This window comes from Pseudoxanthomonas mexicana, from assembly GCF_010093385.1.
In the GTDB taxonomy this organism is placed as follows: Bacteria; Pseudomonadota; Gammaproteobacteria; order Xanthomonadales; family Xanthomonadaceae; genus Pseudoxanthomonas_A; species Pseudoxanthomonas_A mexicana.
In genome coordinates this window covers 1-22,137 of sequence record NZ_PDWV01000026.1, presented here as the reverse complement: position 1 = coordinate 22,137, position 22,137 = coordinate 1, and the positions used below count along the sequence as shown (strand labels likewise).

Here is a 22,137-nt window from a genome sequence, read left to right as displayed (position 1 = left end):
CGGATCGATTCATCCGGGATCGGCCAGAATGGCCGCGACTCACATTCCGAAGGTGCCCCCGATGCGTCTTGCCGTCCTTGCCGCTGCGTCCGCCGTGCTGCTGTCCGCCTGTACCTGGGTGCACCTGGCCCCGGCCGCGAAGAACGTGCGGGTGATCCCCGCCGGCGCGACCCCGGCCGGCTGCGAAAAACGCGGCGAGGTGTCGGTGTCGGTCAAGGACAGCGTGGCGTTCTACGAGCGCAATACCCTGCGCGTCCGCGACGAACTGGAAACCCTGGCCCGCAACGAAGCGCCGGGATTGCAGGCCGATACCCTGCAGCCCCTGGGTGATCCGGTCCACGGCGAGCAGCGGTTCGCGGCGTTCCGCTGCAGCCGATAAAATGTGACGCGCGTCACCTTTTAGCGTGAGGGGGGCCCCGCGCGATCCTGCGTAAAGATGCGGTGAAGGCGGGAAGTGAGTACCCTTGTCGGCCCCCTCTGCCCGAGCCTTGGCGCTAACCTCGATGCTCTTCAAGAATGTCTCCATCGCGGGACTGGCGCATATCGATGCGCCGCACACGCTGACGTCCGACGAGATCAACGCCCGCCTGCAGCCCACGCTCGATCGCCTGGGCATCAAGACCGACGTGCTCAACGACATCGCCGGCGTGCACTCCCGTCGCCTGTGGGACGCCGACGTGCAGGCCTCCGACGCCGCCACCCTGGCCGCCCGGAAGGCCCTGCTGGACGCCGGCATCGGCGCCGACAAGATCGGCCTGGTGGTCAACACCTCGGTCAGCCGCGACTACCTCGAACCGTCCACCGCCAGCATCGTCTGCGGCAACCTGGGCGTGGGCGACGAGTGCCAGACCTTCGACGTGGCCAACGCCTGCCTGGCCTTCATCAATGGCATGGACATCGCCGCGCGCATGCTGGAGCGTGGCGAGATCGACTATGCGCTGGTGGTCGATGGCGAGACCGCCAACCTGGTCTACGAGAAGACCATCGAGCGCCTCAATGCGCCCGATGTCACCGAACAGCAGTTCCGCGACGAGCTGGCCGCCCTGACCCTGGGCTGCGGCGCCGTGGCGATGGTGATGGCGCGTCGCGAACTGGCCCCGGAAGCCCCGCGTTACAAGGGCGGCGTGACCCGTTCGGCCACCGAGTGGAACAAGCTCTGCCGCGGCAACCTGGACCGCATGGTCACCGACACCCGCATGCTGCTGATCGAGGGCATGAAGCTGGCCAACAAGACCTTCGCCGCCGCCAAGGTGGCGCTGGGCTGGGCGGTGGACGAACTGGACCAGTTCGTCATCCACCAGGTCAGCCGGCCGCACACCCAGGCCTTCATCAAGTCCTTCGGCATCGATCCGCAGAAGGTCATGACCATCTTCACCGAACACGGCAACATCGGTCCGGCCAGCGTGCCGATCGTGCTGAGCAAGCTGAAGGAACTGGGCAAGCTGAAGAAGGGCGACCGCATCGCCCTGCTCGGCATCGGCTCGGGCCTGAACTGCACGATGGCCGAGGTGGAGTGGTAATCCCACCCGGCATGTGCATTCCAGGGGCCGGTTCGCCGGCCCTTTTCTTTGACGGCGGCGACGCGCGATGAACCTTCCCGGCTACCCCTCCCAACCGAAGCGCTTCGAGGTCCGCCCGGGCCTGTCGATGAACTACCTCGACGAAGGTCCGCACGACGGCGAGGTGGTGGTGATGCTGCACGGCAACCCGTCGTGGAGCTACTACTGGCGCACCCTGGTGGCGGGTCTGTCCGACAAATACCGCTGCATCGTGCCCGACCACATCGGCATGGGCCTGTCCGACAAGCCCGACGACAGTCGCTACGAATACACCCTGCAGTCGCGCGTGGACGACGTGGCGGCGCTGTTGCGCCATCTGGGCATCACCGGTCCGGTGACGCTGGCCGTGCACGACTGGGGCGGCATGATCGGTTTCGGCTGGGCGCTCTCGCACGCCGCGCAGGTCAAGCGCCTGGTGATCACCAACACCGCGGCGTTCCCGATGCCCGCGGCGAAGAAGATGCCCTGGCAGATCGCGCTCGGCCGCGACTGGACGATCGGCGAATGGATCATCCGCGGCTTCAACGCGTTCTCCGCCGGCGCCTCATGGATCGGTGTGGAACGCCGCATGCCGGCCGCCGTGCGCCGAGCGTACGTGTCGCCCTACGACACGTGGGCCAACCGGATCGCCACGATCCGCTTCATGCAGGACATCCCGCTGGGGCCGCAGGACAAGGCGTGGCCACTGCTCGAGGCTGCCGGCAAGGCGCTGCCGTCGTTCGCCGACCGTCCCGCATTCCTGGGGTGGGGGTCGAAGGACTTCGTGTTCGACCGGCATTCCTCGACGGCTTCCGTGCCGCGCTGCCGAAGGCGGAAGTGCACGCGTACGAAGACGCCGGCCACTACGTGCTGGAAGACAAGCACGAGATCCTGGTGCCGCTGATCCGCGACTTCCTGGATCGTCATCCGCTGGATTGAATCTTTCTCCGCCTGGGGCTGATCCCTTCTCCCTGCGACAGCGGAGAGAAGGTGCCGAAAGCCTGCCCCGTACCTGATACGGGGGCGGATGAGGGGCGCTCTTGCTTCTGATTGCGGGCTGCCCAAGCGCTCGCTGCGCTCGCATCCCCTCATCCGGCGCTGCGCGCCACCCCGTATCGAGTACGGCGCAGGCTCCTCTCCCGCAAGGGGAGAAGGGTCAGAACTCCGGCAGCGGATTTTTCTCGGCGTCCACCACGCCCGCCCAATCCGCCTCCACCAGCAGCGGCAACCCATGCGCCAGCCGCGCCTTGTCGCACTGTGCGCTGCGTTCGCCGAACTCCAGCGAGGCCGGTACCAGCGCGCATACCGACGGCCGCCGGTCGTGGATCTTGCAGCGGCTGTAGCGGCCGATGTCGGCATCCAGGGCCACGCAGCGCGGGTCCTTCTGCGAGGTGCCGCGCATCACCCGCTCGTGCACGCGCAGCGGCTCGGTCAGTGCGGCCGGCACCGCGCCGCCCTGCTCGGGGTCCGCCTCGCTCCAGTGGAAGCTGACGCGGAAATGGGCGCAGCAGGCGCCGCAGGTCAGGCAGGGATGCATCGGGGCGGGCTGGCGGCTGGGCGCGGGCGGGACGCGCATTCTGCCAACGCCGCGGGCTGACGCAAGTACCATCCAGCGGCGACAATGCCCGCATGACCGATCCGTGCAACATCGCCGCCAGCCTGCCCCGGCTGGCCCGCGAGCAGCCCGACCGCGTGGCCATGCGCTGCCCCGACGGCGCCGGCCGCTACACCCGCGAACTCACCTACGCGCAGCTCGATGCCCGCAGCGATGCCATCGCGGCCGGTCTGGGCGCCTACCGCATCGGCCGCGGCAGCCGCACGGTGGTGATGGTGCGGCCCACGCCGGAGTTCTTCCTGCTGATGTTCGCGCTGTTCAAGGCCGGCGCCGTTCCGGTACTGGTCGACCCCGGCATCGACCGCCGCGCGCTGAAGCAGTGCCTGGACGAAGCCGAGCCGGAAGCCTTCATCGGCATCCCGCTGGCCCAGTTCGCGCGCCGCGTGCTGGGCTGGGCGAAGTCGGCGAAGAAGATCGTGACTGTCGGCCCGCGCTGGGCCTGGGGCGGCACCACGCTGGCGAAGATCGAGGCGCGCGGCTCCGGGGCGGGCCCGCAACTCGCGGACACGGCGCCCGACGATGTCGCCGGCATCCTGTTCACCAGCGGCTCCACCGGCGTGCCGAAGGGCGTGGTGTACCGCCATCGTCATTTCGTCGCCCAGATCGAGCTGCTGCGCAACGCCTTCGGCCTGCAGCCCGGCGGCGTGGACCTGCCGACGTTCCCGCCGTTCGCGCTGTTCGATCCTGCGCTGGGTCTCACCTCGGTGATTCCCGACATGGACCCCACGCGTCCTGCCAGCGCCGATCCGGACAAGCTGCACGCGGCCATCGCGCGTTTCGGCGTCACCCAGCTGTTCGGTTCGCCGGCGCTGATGAAGGTGCTGGCCGACCACGGCGCGCCGCTGCCCACCGTGCAGCGCGTGACCTCCGCCGGTGCCCCGGTGCCGCCGGACACCGTGGCGAAGATCCGCACCCTGCTGCCGGAGGGCGCGCAGTTCTGGACGCCGTACGGCGCCACCGAATGCCTGCCCGTTGCCGTCATCGAAGGCCGCGAACTGGAATCCACGCGCGCCGCCACCGAGGCCGGCGCCGGCACCTGCGTCGGTCGTGCCGTGTCGCCGAACGAAGTCCGCATCATCCGCATCGTCGATGCGCCGATCGCCGACTGGAACGACGTCGACGAAGTGCCCGATGGCGAAGTCGGCGAAATCACGGTCGCCGGTCCCACCGCCACCGATACCTATTTTCGCCGCGATGCGGCCACGCGCATCGCCAAGATCCGCGAAGCGCTGCCCGACGGTGGCGAGCGCATCGTGCACCGCATGGGCGACGTGGGCTGGTTCGATGGCGAGGGCCGGCTGTGGTTCTGCGGCCGCAAGACACAGCGCGTCGAAACCGCCGACGGCCCGCTCTACACCGAACAGGTCGAACCCGTGTTCAATACGCATCCCCAGGTCCGCCGCACCGCGCTGGTCGGGGTCGGCGAACCCGGACGCCAAACGCCGGTGCTCTGCTACGAACTGCAGCCCGGTGTCGGCGTCGACCGCGCGCGGCTGGAGGCCGACCTGCGCGCCATCGGCGCACGTCATCCGCATACCGCGCGCATCGCCAGGTTCCTGCCGCACCCGGGCTTTCCGGTGGATATCCGCCACAACGCCAAGATCGGCCGCGAGACGCTGGCCGCATGGGCCGCTGCGCAGAAGGAGCCGCACGCATGAAGATCCTCGTCACCGGCGGTGGTGGCTTTCTGGGACAGGCGTTGTGCCGCGGCTTGGTCGAACGCGGGCATGAGGTCATCAGCCTCAACCGCGGTTATTACCCCGTGCTGCGCGAACTCGGCGTGGGCCAGGTGCAGGGCGACCTCGCCGATGCGCACGCGGTGCGGCATGCCGCCGACGGCGTGGACGCGATCTTCCACAATGCGGCCAAGGCCGGCGCCTGGGGCAGCTACAAGAGTTACCACGATGCCAACGTGGTCGGCACGCAGAACGTGCTGGATGCCTGCCGGCTGCACGGCATCGCGCGCCTGGTCTACACCTCCACCCCCAGCGTGACCCATCGCGCCACCCATCCGGTGGAGGGCGGCACCGCCGACATCGTTCCGTACGGCGAAGGCTTCAAGGCGCCTTACGCCACCACCAAGACTATCGCCGAGAAGGCGGTGCTCGCCGCCAATGACGCATCACTGGCGACAGTGGCGCTGCGGCCGCGCCTGATCTGGGGTCCCGGCGATCACCAGATCCTGCCGCGGCTGGTGTCGCGCGCGCGCGCCGGCCGGCTGCGCATCGTCGGCAGCGGCGAGAACCACGTCGATACCACCTACATCGACAACGCCGCGCAGGCGCACTTCGACGCTTTCGACCATCTCGCGCCGGGTGCCGCCTGCGCGGGCAAGGCCTACTTCATTTCCAACGGCGAACCCTGGCCGATGCGCAAGCTGCTCAACGCGCTGCTGGAAACGGCCGGCGCTCCACACGTGGACAAGCACCTCTCGTTCAAGGCGGCCTACCGTGTCGGCGCGGTGTGCGAGGCGCTGTGGACGGTGCTGCCGCTGAAGGGCGAACCGCCGATGACGCGCTTTCTCGCCGAGCAGTTGAGTACCGCGCACTGGTACGACATGGCGCCGGCACGCCGTGACTTCGGCTACGTGCCGCGCGTGTCGATGGACGCAGGCTTCGAACGCCTGAAGGCCTGGCTGCGCGATCATCCCGTGTAGGAGGGGCTTCAGCCCGCGGTTCGCACACCTCGCCGCATGCGCGCCAACGAGCGTGCTGCCGCGAGATCACGCAGTCGACGGGTTCGATACGGTATTCCGGACGTGACAGGGGCGGTAGTCGAGCCCCTGAAGCCTTCACGCACGAATCACGACGCTGAAGGCCGTCCATATCGCGCTGCGCGACAATCACGCGGCGACGACTTCCCGCATTCCAGCATGGCGCACGCCACTAACGGCTGTACCACTGGCCACATGCCAAAGGGAGTTTCCATGCTGCGCTACGCCATCATCTTCTTCGTCATCGCCCTGATCGCCGCCGTGCTGGGCTTCAGCGGCATCGCCGGCGCCGCCACCAACATCGCGTGGGTGCTGTTCGTCGTGTTCGTGATCCTGGCGATCATCTCGCTGCTGCGCGGCAAGCGCGTCTGACGCGTCACCGTCTCTCTCCGCCGGGACGGCAGGACGCCGTCGAGCCCGCCCCGAGCCTGCATGAAGCAGGCGAACGGGCGGGCGGGGCGTGCAGGCTTTGCCGCTAGAATGGCCGCATGGACCTGTCTCCGTTCGATGCCCTCAAGCCGCTCGCCGGCCGTGCGCTGGAAACCGCGCTCAACCACGCCCTCGCCCTGGATCCCGATACCGAAGCCGCGCTGCGTCCGCTGGAGGGACGCCGCATCCAGGTAGCCGTGGACGCGCCATCCCTGGCGATGGACATCATGGTCGGGGGCGGCCGACTGCAGGTCGGCCCCGCCAGCGAAGTGCTGGAGGCCGACCTGGCCGTGCGCGGCACGCTGGGCGGCCTGCTGGCCCAACTGCCGTTCTTCCGTCGCGACCACGCCACGCCGGTCGGCAAGGTGAAGGTGTCCGGCGACGCCGAGCTGGCGCGCCGCCTGCAGACGCTGGCCACCCGTTTCGATCCCGACTGGTCGCTGCCCTTCACCCGGGTGTTCGACGACATCGTCGGCGTGCAGGTCGCCAATGCCGTGCGCGCAGGCCTGCAGCAGGCGCGTGCCGCCGCAGGCAGCCTGGCAGGAAGCGCGGCCGAGTACGTCACCGAGGAGTCGCGCGACGTGGTCGGCCGCGAAGAACTCAACGCCTTCCATGACGATGTCGACGCCATCCGCGACGACGTCGAGCGCCTCGCCGTGCGCATCGGTCGCCTCGCCGCCCGCGTGGAGCATCGCGCATGAAGTCGGTGCTGCGGGCCAGCCGCATCGGTCGCGTGTTGTTGCGCTACCGCCTCGACGACCTGCTGGAAGGCACGCCGGTCGAGCGCTGGCTGAGGCTGGCCCGTCCCTTCGTGCCGCGCGCATCGGCCGAGATCGCCGCACAGCCGCGGGGTGCGCGCCTGCGACTGGCGCTGCAGGAACTGGGCCCGATCTTCGTGAAGTTCGGCCAGATCCTGTCCACGCGGCGCGACCTGATCCCGCCCGACATCGCCGAAGAGCTGACCCTGCTGCAGGACCGGGTGGCGCCGTTCGACGGCGAACGCGCGCGTGCGCGGGTCGAGCAGGAGCTCGCGCGCGACATCCGCGACGCCTTCGAGACCTTCGACACCACGCCGCTGGCGTCTGCCAGCATCGCACAGGTGCACGCCGCCACGCTGCCGGGCGGGCGCGAGGTGGTGGTGAAGGTGTTGCGCCCGGACATCGGCAGCCAGATCGCCGGCGACATCGCGCTGCTGGAGAGCATCGCCGCCATCGTCGAGCGCGCGCATCCCAACGCGGACAAGATCCGCCCGCGCGAGATCGTGGCCGAGATTGAGAACACGCTGGCCGCCGAACTCGACCTGCAGCGCGAGGCCGGCAATGCCAGCCTGCTGCGCCGCAACTGGGCCGGGTCGCCCGACCTGTACGTGCCGGAAGTGATTTGGTCGCACACGGCGCAGGGCGCGATGACGATGGAGCGCGTGCGCGGCATCCCGTCGGACGACATCGCCGCGCTGGACGCGGCCGGCATCGACCGCAAGGCGCTCGCCGCCAAGGGCGTGCGCGTGTTCTACCAGCAGGTGTTCCGCGACAACTTCTTCCACGCCGATGCGCACGCCGGCAACATCTGGGTGGATCCCGAACGCAAGACCGATCCGCGCTTCATCGCGCTGGATTTCGGCATCATGGGCCAGCTCTCGCGCGACGACCAGTACTGGCTCGCCGAGAATTTCATGGCGATCTTCAACCGCGACTACCGCCGCATCGCCGAGCTGCACGTGCAGGCCGGCTGGATGCCCGCGCACACCCGCATCGACGAACTGGAAGCCGCCGCGCGCGCGGTGTGCGAGCCGTACTTCACCCGCCCGCTCAGCGAGATCTCGCTGGCCGAAGTACTGGCCAAGCTGTTCCGCACCGCGCAGCGCTACGAACTGACCCTGCAGCCGCAGCTGATCCTGCTGCAGAAGACCCTGCTCAACATCGAAGGCGTGGGCCGCCAGCTGGACCCGCAGATCGACATCTGGGCCGTGGCCAAGCCGGTGCTGGAACGCATCCTGGTGGAGCGCTACAGCCCGCAGCGCGCCGCGCAGGAATTCCGCAAGCGCCTGCCCGAGATCATGACCCACGCGCCGGATATGCCGCGCCTGGTGCATGCGTGGCTGAGCCAGCAGGTGGAGGGCCGCCACGAACTGTCGATGCGGTCCCGCGACCTCACCGAACTGACGCAGACCATGAAGGGCCTGCAGCGCCGCGTGGTGGCCGCCATCCTCGGTGTGGGCCTGCTGATCGTCGCGGCGGTGCTGTATGCGCTGGAAGCCGGCGGTCCGCGCCTGCTCGACGTCCCGGCCTCGGCCTGGATCGCCGGCATCGGTGGCCTGTGGGCGCTGCTGGCGGCGTGGCCGCGGCGCTGACGCGCGATCAGGCGCGTCGCCGACCCCAGGCCAGCCACCATCCCAGCCACACCTGCACGGGCAGCGTCAGCAGGCAGGCGAGGGTGAACCAGCGCGGGAAGTCGTCCCACGCCATCACCGTTACATACAGGTCCAGCGCCAGGTAGAGCGCGAACAGTGTCCAGGCATGCGTGGCCTTCGCCACCGCTGCGACGCCGACCATCAGCGCGCTGCCCGCCACGCCGGCCAGGAACACCCAAAGCAGGTCGTAGGCCAGTCGCGCATCACCGCCCCGCGGCAGTCGCAGCAGGCCCGCGAGCTCGCCGCCGGTCAGGTTCACCAGCGGCACCGCAACCGCGGCGAGCGCAAGTGCCAGCACGCTGCGCAGCACCACGCTGAAGCGACGCGCCATCCGGAAGCCCTGGGTGATGAACGGGAGCGCCATTGAAGCACGGCGTCCGTGCGCGTTGACGCGTTCGCAACGATTCCTTCGCGCCTCGTGCGCATCGCGGGGACTACGGTGGTCGCTCTTCCCCACTGAAGGAGCACACGCCATGAGCCATCTCACCGGAAAGCGCGTCGCCATCCTCGCCACTGACGGGTTCGAGCAGTCCGAACTCACCGAGCCGCTGCGCGCGCTGCGCGAGCACAAGGCCGACGTGGACATCGTCTCGCTGGACGGTGGCCGCATCCAGGGTTTCAAGCATTTCGACAAGGGCGATCAGGTCGAAGTGGATCATGTGCTGTCCGAGGTGTCGGCCAAGGACTACGACGCGCTGGTCATTCCCGGCGGCCTGTTCAATCCCGATGCGCTGCGCGTGGACGATCAGGCGCTGGCCTTCACCCGCGGGTTCTTCGAGGCCGGCAAGCCGGTCGGTGCGATCTGCCACGGCCCCTGGGTGCTGGCCAATGCCGACGTGCTGCGTGGCCGTACCGTCACCTCGGTGCCCAACATCCGCAAGGACCTGGAGAACGCGGGTGCGAACTGGAAAGACGACGAGGTGATCGTCGACAAGGGTCTGGTGACCAGCCGCACGCCGAAGGACCTGCCCGCGTTCTGCGCCAAACTGGTGGAGGAAATCGCCGAGGGCACGCACGGCGGCCAGCGACGTTCGGCGTAAACCCGAGCTCCCAGGACGGGCTCCCGTCGCCGCTCAGCGCGGCGACGCCGGCTGCGCTACGGTATCGACGCCGGACGGGCACTGCGGCAGCGGCAACGGACCATACACCTTGAACGTACCGGCGAAGCCGCCCTGCTCGACCACGTAGACCGCGCGTGCAGCGGTGTCGACATGCAGGAACTGCTGGTAGCCGTCGGCGATCATGCCGGTGTCGGACAGCGGGGTTCCCATCGGGTGATGCAGCCCCGCGGGCGGCGATGCCATCACCGGCCATGCCTGCTGTACGCCGTACGGGCCGACGAAGGGTTTGAGGCGGCGCGCCGCACAGGCGGTCACCGGATCCGCGGGTGCCTGCGTGCCCGTGTCGAGGGTGAGGGTCACGGGAGGCGGAGGCTGCCCGGACGCGGCGGTGGCCAGAACGAAGATCAGGGTGTTTGCGAGCATGGAGTTTCCTTCTTCCGATGGACGCATCTTGCATGAGCGAACGCCAGCGATGGATGCAGGCCGGCCCCGCGTTCGCTCGCGGTTCAAGCGTCGCCTGCGCGACAATGGCGGCCCGCCATCGTGGAATCGCTCATGAGCCGTTGGAGTCTGGTGCTGGCAGGCCTGCTGGGCCTCGCGTCGATGCAGGCACGTGCCACCGATCCCCTTTCGGTGATGAGCTTCAACATCCGCCTGCCGGCGGAGAGCGACGGTGTGGACTACTGGGAGACGCGCAAACCGCTTGCGGTGCGCATGTTGCGCGAGCAACAGCCCGATGTGATCGGCTTGCAGGAGCTGGTGAAGGCGCAGGCCGACTACCTCGCACGCGAACTGCCGCAGTACGCTTGGTTCGGTCGCGGGCGCGAGGCCGATGGCGGCGGCGAACACATGGGCGTGTTCTACCGGAAGGATCGGCTGAAGGTCATCGAGTCCGGCGACTTCTGGTTGTCCGACACACCCGCGGTGCCGGGCAGCATCACCTGGGGCCACCCCCATCCCCGCATGGTGACGTGGGCACTGTTCGAACAGCACAGCGATGGCAAGCGCTTCTACCTGTTCAACACCCACCTGCCGTACCGCGACGAGGATGAAGCCGCGCGCCTGAAGGGCGCTCGGGCCATCGCGCGCCACCTGGCCACGCTGCCGGATGATGTGCCGGTGGTACTGACCGGCGATTTCAACACCACGCCCGACAGCGACGCGCATGCGGTGCTCGCCGGCACATTGCAGGATGCCTGGACCACCGCGCCGCGCGTGGAAGGCATCGACGCCACGTTCCATGGGTTTACCGGAAAGGCCGACCGGCGCATCGACTGGATCTTCGTCCGCGGCGCGCAGCTGGAGTCGATCACCTCGGTGACCACGCGCTGGAACAATCGGTACCCCTCCGACCACTTCCCGCTGGTGGCGACGCTGCGGTTGCCGTAACGGCGGAAGCGGAAGATCGCCTCCGGGCTCCATCGCCGGGCTCCGAAGCCGGTGTGCAAGCCTTGAATTGAGCCGGAGGGGGCTCGCCAGGCCTTCGCGACGTTCAGGTGCGCGATGACGGCTTTTGCCTTCGCCCCGCTTGCGGGGAGAAGGTGCCCGGCGGGCGGATGAGGGGCGGGCGCGATGGTCTGGCACGCGGGATGTATCGTCGCGGCCACCTCTGGCAGCAGTACGCGCGCGTTGTGCCTCGCCTCTCCGTTCGCCCCTCACCCGCCTTCGGCACCCTCTCCCCGCATGCGGGGAGAGGGGAACATCTGCGCGGGAAAGGATCTTCTGCCAGCGCGAAAACGAAAACGGCCCCTTGCGGGGCCGTTCCGTGTCACGTCGTGCGGTCTACTTCGTCGGCGCCGCGGTAGCCGCTGCTCCGGCCTTCCCTGCGAAGTCGCCCGCCAGGAACACGCTCAGCGCGTCCGGCTTGAAGTACGTGCGGATCGCGGCGTTCACCTGGTCCACCGTCAACGCGGCGTACTTCGCGTCCAGCTCGGCGGTGAACTGCATGGTGCGGCCGTAGAACAGCTGGTCGGCCAGCATGCCGGCGACGGTGCCGTCCTCGGCGCGCGCCTGCTGGCGCTCGGTCAGCGTGCCGGCCACGGCATCCTTCAACTCCTCGGCGGTGATGCCGTCCTTGACCAGCCTGGCCAGCTCCTCGCGCACCAGCGCCTCGACCTTCGCCATGTTCTCCGGCGCGGCGATGGCCTGGATGCTGAAGCTGCCGGCGTTGTCTTTGCCTGTCAGGCTGTCGTCGGCGCGCACGCCGCTGGAGACGCCATAGCTGAGGCCTTCCTGCTGACGGATGCGATCGCCCAGGCGCGACTTCAACGCGCCGCCACCGAAGATGCGGTTGGCCACCACCAGCGCGGGATAATCGGCGTCGGTGACCTTCAGCGGCAGGTTGTGGCGGGCCAGCAGGACGGCATTGGGGTTGTCCGGGGTTTCGAAGCGGGCCTGCTTCGCCGCCACATCGGTGTACTGCGTGGGGATGGAGGCGAACGGCTTGCCGCTCTTCCAGCCGGCGAACAGCTGTTCCAGCTGCGCGCGCACGGCGGCGGCATCGAAGTCGCCGACGATGGCGATCTCGCCGTGGGCGGTACCGTAGACGTCGCGATGGAACGCGCGCACGTCCTCCAGTTTCAGCGCCTTCAGTTCGGCCAGCGATTCGTCCAGCGTGCGGTTGCGCAGCGGATGGCCGGCCGGCCACGGATCGAAGTACTGCGCCAGGGCGCGGCCGGCGATGGCGCCGGGCTCGAAGCGCGAGGCCTCCATGCCGGTGATGGCCTGCGTGCGCAGCTGCTCGAATTCGCTCTCCGGGAACGCGGGGTTGCGCAGCACGTCGGCCGCCAGCGCCAACGCGTCGGCCAGGTGCTCGCGCCGCGTCTGCAGGCCGATGGTGGCGCCCTGCAGGCCGCCACCCACGCTGCCCTGGGTCTTCAGCTGCTCCAGGCGCTGGTCGATCTGCTCGCGCGTCATGGTCCTGCTGCCGCGCATCAGCATGGCGCCGGCGATGCCGGCGGCGCCTTCGCGGCCCTTCAGCGCGGCTTCGTCGGCGAAGCGGAAATTCGCATCGACGATGACGGTGCCGCCACGGGTCTTCTTCGGCAGCAGCGAGACCTTCAGGCCGTCGCCAAGGGTGAAGGTCTGGGTGCGCGCATCGATGTTCGCCGGCGAGGGGTCGAACACTTCGCCCGCACTGACCGCCGCGCGTCCGGTATAGCCATCGACCAGCGTGGCCACCGGCGGTGCGGCGGGGATCTCCACGCGGTCCGGCGCGGGCGTCGGTACGAAGCGGCCCAGCGTGCGGTTGCTGGACTTCAGGTAGGCGGCGGCGACGCGGTTGACGTCGGCGACGGTGACCTTCTCCACCGCATCGCGGCTGGTGAACAGCAGGCGCCAGTCGCCGGCGGACTGGAACTCCGCCAGGCCCATGCCCACGGCATTGACGTCGGTGAAGTACAGCTCGTATGCGTTGCCGATGCGCTGCTTGGCTTCGTCCACTTCCTGCTGGGTGATCGGGCGCGCGGCGAGTTGCTCGACCTGCGTCAGCAGTTCGGCCTCGGCCTTGGCGGCATCGCCGTCGTTGGGTACCACCGCGATGGCGGTCAGCAGGCCCGGGTCGCGCATGGACTCGCCATTGGCACCGGCGGCCGCGGCCAGCTTGGCTTCCACCAGCGCCTTGTGCAGGCGCCCGCCGGGCGTGTGGCCCAGCACGTTGGCCAGGACGCTGAGCGGCGCGTTGTCGGGGTGCGCCAGCGCGGGGGTGTGGTAGGCGGCCGCGACCAGGCGCAGGTTGCCGACGCGGCGCACGGTGACCTCACGCTCGCCGTCCTGGGCGGGTTCGGTGGTGTAGAAGCGCGGCAGTGCGCGCGCGGGCTTCTTCAGCGGGCCGAAGTGGCGCGCCACGCGGGCGAGCACGTCGGCGCTGTCGATACGGCCGGCAATCACCAGGGTGGCGTTGTCCGGCTGGTACCACTGGCGGTAGAACGCCTGCAGCTTGTCGATCGGTACGCCTTCCACATCACTGCGCGCACCGATGGTGGTGTTGCCGTAGTTGTGCCACAGGAAGGCAGTGGAGCGGATGCGCTGGAACAGCACGCCGGCGGGATTGTTCTCGCCGGCTTCCAGTTCGTTGCGTACCACGGTCATCTCGCTGTCCAGGTCCTTCCTGGCCACGTTCGAGTTGACCATGCGGTCGGCTTCCATCTTCAACACCCACTCCAGGGTGTCGGCGTTGGCCGGGAAGGAGGCGAAGTAGTTGGTGCGGTCCAGGCCGGTGGTGGCGTTGAAGTCGATGCCGCGCTTCTTCATTTCGCCGCTGATGTCCGACTGCGTGGGCGTGCCCTTGAACAGCAGGTGCTCCAGCAGGTGGGCCATGCCGGTCTCGCCGTAGTTCTCGTGCACCGAACCCACGCCGTAGACCAGGTTGACGGTCACGGTGGGCTTGGTGGCGTCGGGGAACAGCAGCACGCGCAGGCCGTTGGGCAGCGTGTACTCGCTGATGCCTTCGATGCTGGGGCCGGCGGTGACGCCCCTGGGCAGCGTGGCGGGGGCATCGGCCCAGGCCGGCTGGCCCAGGGCGAGCGTCACGGCCAGGCCGAGTGCGACAATGAAACGGGGTGACTTCATCCTCAATTCTCCATCGGGGCCGCGTGCGTCCATCGCGTGCGGCGAACCCCGAGTTTCGCAGATTCGAAAGGCGCGCAGATTCATGGATTACCGTGAGACGAAGACGGACGACGGCGCATTGCCGGTGCTGTATGCGGACGCGCAGATCGCGGTGGTCGACAAGCCCGCGGGCGTGATGGCGCACGACAGCAAGCTGGCGGGCGGCGAGCCCGACTTCGTCGCCGACCGCCTGCGCGTGCAGTTCGGCAAGCCGATTTTCCTGATCCATCGGCTGGACCGCGCCACCAGTGGCTGCCTGCTGGTGGCGTTCGACCGCGACAGCGCGTCGGCGCTGGGCAAGGTGTTCATGTCGCGCGCCGTGGAGAAGGACTACCTGGCCCTCTGCCGGGGCTGGCCGGAACCGGCGTTCACCGTCGACCATCCGCTCGATGGCGGCCCGGGCAAGCCGGAGAAGAAGCCGTCGGTGACGCGCTTCGTGCGTCTGGCGACGGGCGAGCTGCCGCTGCCGTCGGGGGGCTTCGAGACTTCGCGCTATGCGCTGCTGCGCTGCCAGCCGGAGACCGGACGCTTCCGCCAGATCCGCCGGCACCTGAAGCACGCCTTCCATCACCTGATCGGCGACACCAGCCACGGCGATGGGCGGCACAACCGCCACTTCCGCATGCAGGGCGTGCACCGCATGCTGCTGCACGCGGTGCGGTTGTCGTTCCCGCACCCGGCCACCGGCGAAAGGATCGAGGCCGTGGCGCCGCTGGATGCGGAGTTCCGCAAGGCCTTCGCCCTGTTCGGCTGGGAAGAGGATCTGCGCTGATCCGGTAACGCCTTGATGCGGAAGGGATGCGGCATTTGTCCGATGACGCCGCAGCACGCACACGCGAAGGTGGGGCTCCCTTCCCCTGGAGCGCGTCGCCATGTCCTCTCCCCGCATCTACGACCTGCCCACGCGGGTCTTCCACTGGACCTTCGCCGGCCTGTTCGTCGCCGCGTACACCATCGGCAGTACGGTCGACGACGCGTCGCCTCGGTTCGTGCTGCACATGCTGGCCGGCGGCCTGCTGGCGGCGGCGGTGCTGCTGCGCCTGGTGTGGGGGGTGGCGGGAACGCGTCACGCCCGCCTGTCGGATTTCAGCCTGAGCCCTGCCGCGCTGGTGGGCTACCTGCGTGGCGTGCTGTCCGGCCAGGCGTGGACGTGGGCGGGACACAACCCCGCCTCCAGCTGGGCGGCGCTGGTGATGATGGGGCTGGGCCTGGGCATGGCGGCCACCGGACTGGCGATGGTCGCGGGCGTGGCACCGCACGCGGTCGAGGAGGTGCACGAGGTGCTCGCCAACGCCTTCCTGGCCGTGGCGCTGCTGCACGTGGCCGGCGTGCTGGTGCATGTACTGCGACACCGCGACGCGCTTCCGTTGAGCATGGTGACCGGGCGCAAGCGCGGCATTCCCGCCGGAGAGACCGACGTGCGCCCGCACGCGGGGGTGGCGATGGCGTTCGTCGCGGTGCTGGCGGCGGTGGGCGCAGGCGTTGCGAGTCGCCACGATGCCAGCCGTGGCCAGGTCACGCTCTTCGGCCAGACGCTGATGCTCCGCGAGGCGGACGAGGGGTCCGGGGAACGGAGTGGGGCCGACGATGAGCAGGCCGAACATGAAGCGCATGCGCGCGAGGAGCGGGCCGAGGATGTCCCCCACGGTTGAGCGTCGTCCCCTGCAGGGCAGCGAACGTGGCGTCATCGCGGGCGTCCTGCTGCTGATCGCGCTGCTGGTGGTGATGGATGTCGTGGGCGACCTGCGGCAGGGCGCTTCCGCCTGGCACGTGGCGCTGGACATCCTGGCGGCCGGGTTGGCCCTGCTGGGCGCCGTGCACCTGCTGCGCAGCACGCTGCGCCTGCGCCGCCGTCTGGTCCGGCAGGCGGAAGACCTCAGCCGGGTGCGTGCGCAGGCCGAGGCCTGGCGGCAGCAGGCGCGACGTCATGTCGAAGGGCTGTCGCGCTCGATCGACGCGCAGCTGGATGGATGGCGCCTGTCGCCTGCCGAGAAGGAGGTCGCTTTCCTGCTGCTGAAGGGCCTGGGGCTGCGGGAGATCGCGGATCTGCGCGGCACCCACGAGAAGACGGTGCGCGCGCAGTCCGCGTCGATCTATGCCAAGGCCGGGCTGGCCGGACGGTCCGAACTGGCCGCCTTCTTCCTGGAAGACCTGTTGGTGCCGCGCGCCGACCTTGATCCAGGGCTCACGCGACCCGCAGCGCCGCCAGCACCATGAGTCCCACGGCGCACAGCATGCCCAGCAGCCACGACAGGCTGCGCATGGCGTGCATGTCGATCAGATAAAACCAGCCGTGGAAGATGCGGGCGACGACGAACGCCACGGCGAGCGGGGTGACCAGGCTTGCCGGCACGCCGGCCAGCTGCGCCATCAGCACGCCGGCGACGAATGCCGGGAACGCCTCGAAGCCGTTGAGGTGCGCCGCATTGGCGCGCTGCACCTTGTAGTTGCCTTCCTGCTTGGCCATCCAGGCACGCGGATTGCGGTTGTTGTAGCGATCGCCCGAGCGCTTGGCGATGAAGACCCACAGGTACGGCAGCAGGGCGGTGATGAGGATGCACCAGTAGGCGATGGACATGAGCTGTTTCCCTCCGAGGATGGCGCAGGGTAGTGCGGGGAGTCGGTTGGCGTCCATGCTTGCATCTTCCCCCGACGCCGGAGGGAGGCATGAGAGGGGGCGCAATGGATGGAGTGCCGGAGGCGGGATTGTCGTGGGAGCGACGTAAGTCGCGATGGGCGATCGGTAGTGCTTCATCGCGACTTACGTCGCTCCCACGGTGTGCGTTCGAGGGTCGGTCGCAGGACCAGAAACAGAAAACGGCGCCTTTCGGCGCCGTTTTCATATCGCATCGGAACGCGGCTTACTGCTTGGCCGGCTCCGCCTTCATCATCGTGTCGCGCGCGGCCTTGAAGGGGTTGCCTTCGTACCAGTTGGGCCACTTGTCCTCGACGGCCAGGTCCTTGCCGACGCCGTACAGCGCCTGCAGGTCCTGCACCACGCCGTCCAGCCTCCAGCCCTCGTGCATTTCGTCGCTGGCCTGGTGGTAGCGCTTGGCGTACTCCTCGCTCGCCGCCTTGCCGGCTTCCACGCCGCCTTCCAGCAGGTCGTTGCCGCCCTTGGCGTACAGCGCCGGCACGCCGGCCTTGGCGAAGTTGAAGTGGTCGCTGCGGAAGTAGTAACCGCCGGCCGGGTTGCCTTCCTCGGTGAGTACGCGGCCCTGCTGGTCCGCGTAGACCTTCAGCATGTCCTCCAGCTCCGAATTGCCCTTGCCGGTGACGACGAAGTCGCGCGACTTGCCGCCCACGCTCATCGCGTCCAGGTTGATGACGCCGGCGATCTTGTCCATCGGGAAGGTCGGGTGGGCGACGTAGTACTTGGAGCCGAGCAGCCCCGATCCCCCCAGCGTCACCGCCACGAACACCACCGAACGCGCAGGCTTCGGATCCTGGTGGGCGAAGGCTTCGGCGATCTCCAGGATGCCGGCCACACCGGTCGCGTTGTCGACGGCACCGTTGTAGATGTTGTCGCCTTCCTCACCCTCGTGCTTGCCCAGGTGGTCCCAGTGCGCCATGTACAGCACGGCTTCGTCGGGCTTGGTGGCGCCCGGCAGCACGCCGATCACATTGCGCGAGGTCTTCTCGGTGATGCTGCTCTTCAGCGACACCGTCGCCTTGGCCTTCAGCGGCACCGGCTTGAAGCCGCGCTTGCCCGCACTGGCGTAGGCGGCGTCCAGGTCGAGCCCGGCGTCGGCGAACAGCTGCCTGGCCGCTTCCGCGCTCAGCCAGCCCTGCAGCGGGATGCGCTTCTCCGGGTCGTCCTTCGCGGGCAGGTCGTACTGCGGGCCGGCCCAGGAGTTCTTCACCACGTCCCAGCCATAGCTGGCGCCGGCGGTATCGTGCACGATCAGCGCGGCGGCGGCGCCCTTGCGCGCGGCTTCCTCGAACTTGTACGTCCAGCGGCCGTAATAGGTCATGCGGTTGCCGCCGAACAGCGTTTCGTCCTTGGCGTGGAAGCCCGGGTCGTTGACGAACATCACCACCGTCTTGCCGGTCCAGTCCTGGCCGGCGTAGTCGTTCCACTGCTGTTCCGGCGCGTCCACGCCGTAGCCGACGAACACCATGTCGCTGGCGTCCAGCTTCACCTCGGTCTGGCCGGTGCGGGTACCGATGACGTAGTCGGTGCCGAACTTCAGCGCGTGGTCGCCCTTGGCGGTGGCCAGGGTCATCGTGGTGGCGGCTTCGTCCGCGGTGGTTTCCACCATCGGCACGTCCTGGAAATAGCTGCCGTTGTTGCCCGGCTGCAGGCCGATGCGCTTCATCTGCGCTTCGAGGTAGGCGGTGGTCTTCTCCTCGCCCACGGAGCCGGGCGCGCGGCCCTCGAATTCATCGGACGACAGCGCCTTCACCATGTCGGCGAAGTCGGCCTCGGTGATGTCGGCGGTGAAGGTGTGCGCCGCGGCGGGCGGCGTGGCGGCTTCGGGCGCGGCGGCGGGCGCCTCGGGTTCGCGCTTGCACGCGGCCAATGCGGCCGTGGCGGCAAGCACCAGCATCAACTTGCGGGACATCGGGATTCCTCAACGAAAGGAATCCCGATTCTAGCCATAACCGGCGGGCCGGACCTGTGCCGGCCCCGCCGGTGCGCGGATTCACTCGGTCGGCGCGGTGTCGGTGCTGAACGGCTTGGCGGTGGCGCCGGTTACCGCGCCGATCCTGGCGCTGGTGTGCACGTACAGCGTGACGGGGCGCTCGAACACCAGCGGGCCTTCGACGACGGCGTTCGGTCCGATGATGATGCGCGGATCGCGCCGGGGCTTCATGCTCCATCCGCGCGGCTTCTCCACCTTGATGCCGCCCTTCACGTGCGAACCGATGCCCACGGTGATGTCGCCGTTGACCGTTTCGATGCCGCCGGCCAGTCGGGTGCCGACCAGGCCGATGGCGCCGTTGACGGTGTCGACGTTGCCGCCGATGGTGGTGCCGCGGTCGGTGAAGATGCTGCCGTTGACGGTTTCCACATCCTTGCGCACCTGCACGTCCTTGCCGATGCGGATCGCGCCGTTGACGGTCTCCAGGGAGGCGGCCTGGGCCTTGTCGCCCACGGTGATGCTGCCGTTGACGGTGCTGGCGTCCTCGACAGTGGCGCCGGCGGCGATGCTGACGCTGCCGTTGACGGTTTCCAGGTCGCCATAGGCCTGGCCGGCGTCGGCGGAAACGCTGCCGTTCACCTTGGAAACATCCTGCTGGGCCAGGGCGGGCGTGGTGGCCAGGGCCAGGGTCAGCAGCAGTGCGGTACGGGTACGGGTCATGGGGTTGCCTCTCGGGTGGTCTCGTATCGGTCTGATGCGGCGGCGTGCCCGAGGGTTTAAACACGCCGCATCGGCCTGCATGGGAGCACGCTTCGCTACAATCGGCACCTGCCTGAAGTCACCGGAATCCGCCGTGTCCGCACCCCCCGCGTCCGTGAAACGTCCCAAGCCTGTCGTGCTGCTGATCCTGGATGGCTGGGGCCACCGTGAGGATCCCACCGACAACGCGCTCGCGCAGGCGGAGCTCCCGAACTGGCGGCGCCTGCTGGCCACCGCGCCGCACACGCTGATCCACACCGAGGGCCGCCATGTCGGCCTGCCGGACGGACAGATGGGCAATTCCGAAGTGGGCCACATGAACCTGGGCGCCGGCCGCATCGTCTACCAGGACCTGACCCGCATCGACGCCGCCATCGAGGATGGCAGCTTCTTCGCCAACGCCGAACTGGTCGCCGCGTGCGACGCCGCCAAGGCCGACGGCAAGACCCTGCACGTGTTCGGCCTGCTCTCGCCGGGTGGCGTGCACAGTCATGAGCAGCACATCTTCGCGATGCTGGAGCTGGCCAAGCGTCAGGGCGTGCCGCGCGTGGCGGTACACGCCTTCCTCGATGGCCGCGACACGCCGCCGAAGTCGGCCGAACCCAGCCTGCTCGCTCTGCAGGCCTTGGGCGCGAAGCTCGGTAACGCGCACATCGCCTCGGTCAGTGGCCGCTACTATGCGATGGACCGCGACAAGCGCTGGGACCGCGTGCGCCTGGCGTGGGATGCGATGGTCGAAGCCAGCAGCGACCACCACGCGCCCAGCGGCGTCGCCGCGCTGGAAGCGGCGTACGCGCGCGGCGAGAACGACGAATTCGTGCTGCCGACCGTCATCGACGGCGCGCAGCCGATGGCCGATGGCGATGCGGTGGTGTTCATGAACTTCCGCGCCGACCGCGCGCGCCAGCTGACGGCGGCGTTCGTGTCGCCGGCGTTCGACGGATTCGACGCGCGCGTGCCGGCGCTGGCGCGTTTCGTCTGCCTGACCGAATACGACGCGAAGTTGCCGGCGCCGGTGGCGTTCGCGCCGGACGACCTGCGGCACACCTTCGGCGAATTGCTGGCCGGGGCCGGCCTGACCCAGCTGCGCATCGCCGAGACGGAGAAGTACGCGCACGTAACGTTCTTCTTCAGCGGCGGGCGCGAGGACGTGTTCGCCGGCGAGGAACGCATCCTGATTCCCAGCCCTAAGGTCGCCACCTACGACCTGCAGCCGGAAATGAGCTGCCCCGAACTGACCGAGAAGCTGGTGGCCGCGATCCGTTCGGGCCGCTTCGATGCGATCGTCTGCAACATCGCCAATCCCGACATGGTCGGCCACAGCGGCGACCTGCAGGCCGCGATCCTGGCAGCGCAGGCGGTGGACAAGGCGATCGGCCAAGTCGACGCCGCGGTGCGCGCCGCCGGTGGCGCGATGATCATCACCGCCGACCACGGCAACCTGGAAATGATGCGCGACCCGGAGACCGGACAGCCGCACACCGCCCATACCGTGGGTCCGGTGCCGCTGGTTTACGTCGGCGAGCGCGCAGCGACGCTGCGCAGCGGTGGCGCGCTGCGCGATGTCGCGCCGACCCTGCTCGACCTGCTGGGCCTGCCGCAACCGGCCGACATGACCGGCCGTAGCCTGATCGTCGCCTGATGCCGCATCGCCTGCGCGCCACCTGCGTCGCGGTCCTGCTGGCCGGCGTGTCGTTCGTCGCGGCCGCGCCGGCGCAGACCTCGCGCGAGGCCGAGCAGAAGCTGCAGCGCGTGCGCAGCGAACTGAAATCGATCGCGCAGGAACGCCGCAAGCTGGAAGGCGAACGCGGCGCGGCATCCCGCCAGCTGCGCGAGGCCGACGAGAAGGTCGGCCGCACGTCGCGCTCGCTGGCCGAGACGGAGGCCGCCATGCGCCGCGAAGCCGCGGCGCTGGCCGAGTTGCAGCAGCGGCGCGACACGCTGCAGGCGCAGCAGCAGCGGCAGCGCGCGCAACTGGGCGCGCTGGTGCGTGCGGCCTACCAGCAGGGCGGCGACGCACCGCGGAAGGTACTGCTGTCGCAGGACCGCGTGGCCGATGCCAACCGCCTGCTGGCCTACCATCGCTACGTGCAACGCCACCAGGCGCGCCGTATCGACGCGCTGTCCACCGATCTGGCGGCGCTCGAGCAGGTGGAACAGGAGATCGTCGCACGGCGCGCCCAACTCGAGGCCGCGCGTGCGCAGCAGCGCGACGCGGTCATGCAGCTGGAGAAGGACCGCAAGACGCGCGCGAGCCTGGTCGCCGACCTGGACGAGCGCTACCAGGACCGCGCGGCGGCCGCATGCCCGATGGCCGCACCAGCACCGGCGTGTTGATCGGCGCAGCGGCGGGCACGCCGGTGACGGCGGTGGCGGACGGCACCGTCGTCTTCTCCGAATGGATGACCGGCTACGGCC

General features: G+C 69.0%; 20 protein-coding genes and 2 pseudogenes. 15 read left to right on the top strand and 7 right to left on the bottom strand.

What is annotated here, in order from left to right:
- Positions 1-61: 61 nt before the first annotated feature.
- From CSC76_RS10840 to CSC76_RS10830, 3 genes and pseudogenes are all read left to right on the top strand, one after another.
- Positions 62-379 (top strand): DUF4156 domain-containing protein, encoded by a 318-nt coding sequence (locus CSC76_RS10840; RefSeq protein WP_162110023.1) that lies wholly within the window; start codon positions 62-64, stop codon positions 377-379.
- Between the two features lie 124 nt (positions 380-503).
- On the top strand, positions 504-1,520 hold the full coding sequence (locus tag CSC76_RS10835; RefSeq protein ID WP_162110022.1) for a 3-oxoacyl-ACP synthase III: 1,017 nt from the start codon (positions 504-506) through the stop codon (positions 1,518-1,520).
- 67 nt (positions 1,521-1,587) lie between these two features.
- A pseudogene (locus CSC76_RS10830) lies at positions 1,588-2,477 on the top strand (alpha/beta fold hydrolase).
- A 217-nt stretch (positions 2,478-2,694) separates the two neighbouring features.
- Here the strand turns inward: CSC76_RS10830 and CSC76_RS10825 are convergent.
- Complete coding sequence (locus CSC76_RS10825; protein ID WP_162110047.1) at positions 2,695-3,075, bottom strand: YkgJ family cysteine cluster protein; 381 nt, start codon at positions 3,073-3,075, stop codon at positions 2,695-2,697.
- A 92-nt stretch (positions 3,076-3,167) separates the two neighbouring features.
- Between CSC76_RS10825 and oleC the strand changes: the two genes are divergently transcribed.
- The 5 genes from oleC (at position 3,168) to ubiB (ending at position 8,645) form a co-directional block, all read left to right on the top strand.
- The gene (oleC, locus tag CSC76_RS10820) at positions 3,168-4,811 is read left to right on the top strand and encodes an olefin beta-lactone synthetase (protein ID WP_162110021.1); all 1,644 of its coding nucleotides are present in this window, start codon (positions 3,168-3,170) and stop codon (positions 4,809-4,811) included.
- The gene (gene oleD, locus CSC76_RS10815; RefSeq protein ID WP_162110020.1) at positions 4,808-5,809 is read left to right on the top strand and encodes a 2-alkyl-3-oxoalkanoate reductase; all 1,002 of its coding nucleotides are present in this window, start codon (positions 4,808-4,810) and stop codon (positions 5,807-5,809) included. The genes oleC and oleD overlap by 4 nt, the downstream gene beginning before the upstream one ends.
- A 270-nt stretch (positions 5,810-6,079) precedes the next feature.
- Positions 6,080-6,238, top strand: a complete 159-nt coding sequence (locus CSC76_RS10810; RefSeq protein ID WP_082563134.1) for a DUF1328 domain-containing protein — start codon at positions 6,080-6,082, stop codon at positions 6,236-6,238.
- A 116-nt stretch (positions 6,239-6,354) separates the two neighbouring features.
- Positions 6,355-6,996 carry a ubiquinone biosynthesis accessory factor UbiJ gene (locus CSC76_RS10805; RefSeq protein WP_162110019.1) on the top strand — a complete coding sequence of 214 codons (642 nt, stop codon included), beginning with the start codon at positions 6,355-6,357 and terminating at the stop codon, positions 6,994-6,996.
- On the top strand, positions 6,993-8,645 hold the full coding sequence (ubiB, locus tag CSC76_RS10800) for a ubiquinone biosynthesis regulatory protein kinase UbiB (RefSeq protein WP_162110018.1): 1,653 nt from the start codon (positions 6,993-6,995) through the stop codon (positions 8,643-8,645). The genes CSC76_RS10805 and ubiB overlap by 4 nt, the downstream gene beginning before the upstream one ends.
- Before the next feature lie 7 nt (positions 8,646-8,652).
- Here ubiB and CSC76_RS10795 read toward each other — a convergent pair whose 3' ends face one another.
- Positions 8,653-9,069 carry a hypothetical protein gene (locus tag CSC76_RS10795; RefSeq protein ID WP_162110017.1) on the bottom strand — a complete coding sequence of 139 codons (417 nt, stop codon included), beginning with the start codon at positions 9,067-9,069 and terminating at the stop codon, positions 8,653-8,655.
- A gap of 109 nt (positions 9,070-9,178) precedes the next feature.
- On the opposite strand from CSC76_RS10795, the gene CSC76_RS10790 reads away from it, so the two are divergent.
- Positions 9,179-9,745: a type 1 glutamine amidotransferase domain-containing protein gene (locus CSC76_RS10790; RefSeq protein WP_162110016.1), complete on the top strand. Its 567-nt coding sequence runs from the start codon at positions 9,179-9,181 to the stop codon at positions 9,743-9,745.
- A 33-nt stretch (positions 9,746-9,778) separates the two neighbouring features.
- Here the strand turns inward: CSC76_RS10790 and CSC76_RS10785 are convergent, their stop codons facing one another.
- Positions 9,779-10,189, bottom strand: a complete 411-nt coding sequence (locus CSC76_RS10785) for a hypothetical protein (protein ID WP_162110015.1) — start codon at positions 10,187-10,189, stop codon at positions 9,779-9,781.
- Between the two features lie 132 nt (positions 10,190-10,321).
- On the opposite strand from CSC76_RS10785, the gene CSC76_RS10780 reads away from it, so the two are divergent.
- Entirely contained in the window at positions 10,322-11,155 is an 834-nt protein-coding gene (locus CSC76_RS10780) for an endonuclease/exonuclease/phosphatase family protein (RefSeq protein WP_162110014.1), read from the top strand.
- 393 nt (positions 11,156-11,548) lie between these two features.
- Here CSC76_RS10780 and CSC76_RS10775 read toward each other — a convergent pair whose 3' ends face one another.
- Positions 11,549-14,335, bottom strand: a complete 2,787-nt coding sequence (locus tag CSC76_RS10775) for a M16 family metallopeptidase (protein ID WP_162110013.1) — start codon at positions 14,333-14,335, stop codon at positions 11,549-11,551.
- 82 nt (positions 14,336-14,417) lie between these two features.
- Here CSC76_RS10775 and CSC76_RS10770 point away from each other — a divergent pair, with 82 nt between their 5' ends.
- From CSC76_RS10770 to CSC76_RS10760, 3 genes are all read left to right on the top strand, one after another.
- Positions 14,418-15,146, top strand: a complete 729-nt coding sequence (locus CSC76_RS10770) for a pseudouridine synthase (RefSeq protein ID WP_162110012.1) — start codon at positions 14,418-14,420, stop codon at positions 15,144-15,146.
- Between the two features lie 100 nt (positions 15,147-15,246).
- A complete protein-coding gene (locus CSC76_RS10765) occupies positions 15,247-16,026 on the top strand; it encodes a cytochrome b/b6 domain-containing protein (protein WP_162110011.1) in 780 nt (259 codons plus the stop codon).
- Positions 16,010-16,591 carry a helix-turn-helix transcriptional regulator gene (locus CSC76_RS10760; protein ID WP_202923520.1) on the top strand — a complete coding sequence of 194 codons (582 nt, stop codon included), beginning with the start codon at positions 16,010-16,012 and terminating at the stop codon, positions 16,589-16,591. The genes CSC76_RS10765 and CSC76_RS10760 overlap by 17 nt, the downstream gene beginning before the upstream one ends.
- On the opposite strand, the gene CSC76_RS10755 is transcribed toward CSC76_RS10760, so the two are convergent.
- The 3 genes from CSC76_RS10755 to CSC76_RS10745 form a co-directional block, all read right to left on the bottom strand.
- Positions 16,560-16,952 (bottom strand): MAPEG family protein, encoded by a 393-nt coding sequence (locus CSC76_RS10755; RefSeq protein WP_162110010.1) that lies wholly within the window; start codon positions 16,950-16,952, stop codon positions 16,560-16,562. The genes CSC76_RS10760 and CSC76_RS10755 overlap by 32 nt on opposite strands.
- A gap of 283 nt (positions 16,953-17,235) precedes the next feature.
- Positions 17,236-18,939: a M28 family metallopeptidase gene (locus CSC76_RS10750; RefSeq protein ID WP_162110009.1), complete on the bottom strand. Its 1,704-nt coding sequence runs from the start codon at positions 18,937-18,939 to the stop codon at positions 17,236-17,238.
- Positions 18,940-19,020: 81 nt separating this feature from the next.
- Positions 19,021-19,680: a DUF4097 family beta strand repeat-containing protein gene (locus tag CSC76_RS10745; RefSeq protein ID WP_162110008.1), complete on the bottom strand. Its 660-nt coding sequence runs from the start codon at positions 19,678-19,680 to the stop codon at positions 19,021-19,023.
- A gap of 133 nt (positions 19,681-19,813) precedes the next feature.
- Between CSC76_RS10745 and gpmI the strand changes: the two genes are divergently transcribed.
- Together gpmI and CSC76_RS10735 are read left to right on the top strand one after the other, a co-directional pair.
- Positions 19,814-21,361 (top strand): 2,3-bisphosphoglycerate-independent phosphoglycerate mutase, encoded by a 1,548-nt coding sequence (gene gpmI / locus CSC76_RS10740; protein WP_238394940.1) that lies wholly within the window; start codon positions 19,814-19,816, stop codon positions 21,359-21,361.
- Positions 21,361-22,137, top strand: a pseudogene (locus tag CSC76_RS10735) (murein hydrolase activator EnvC family protein); the annotation flags it as partial. The gene gpmI and the pseudogene CSC76_RS10735, both read left to right, overlap by 1 nt.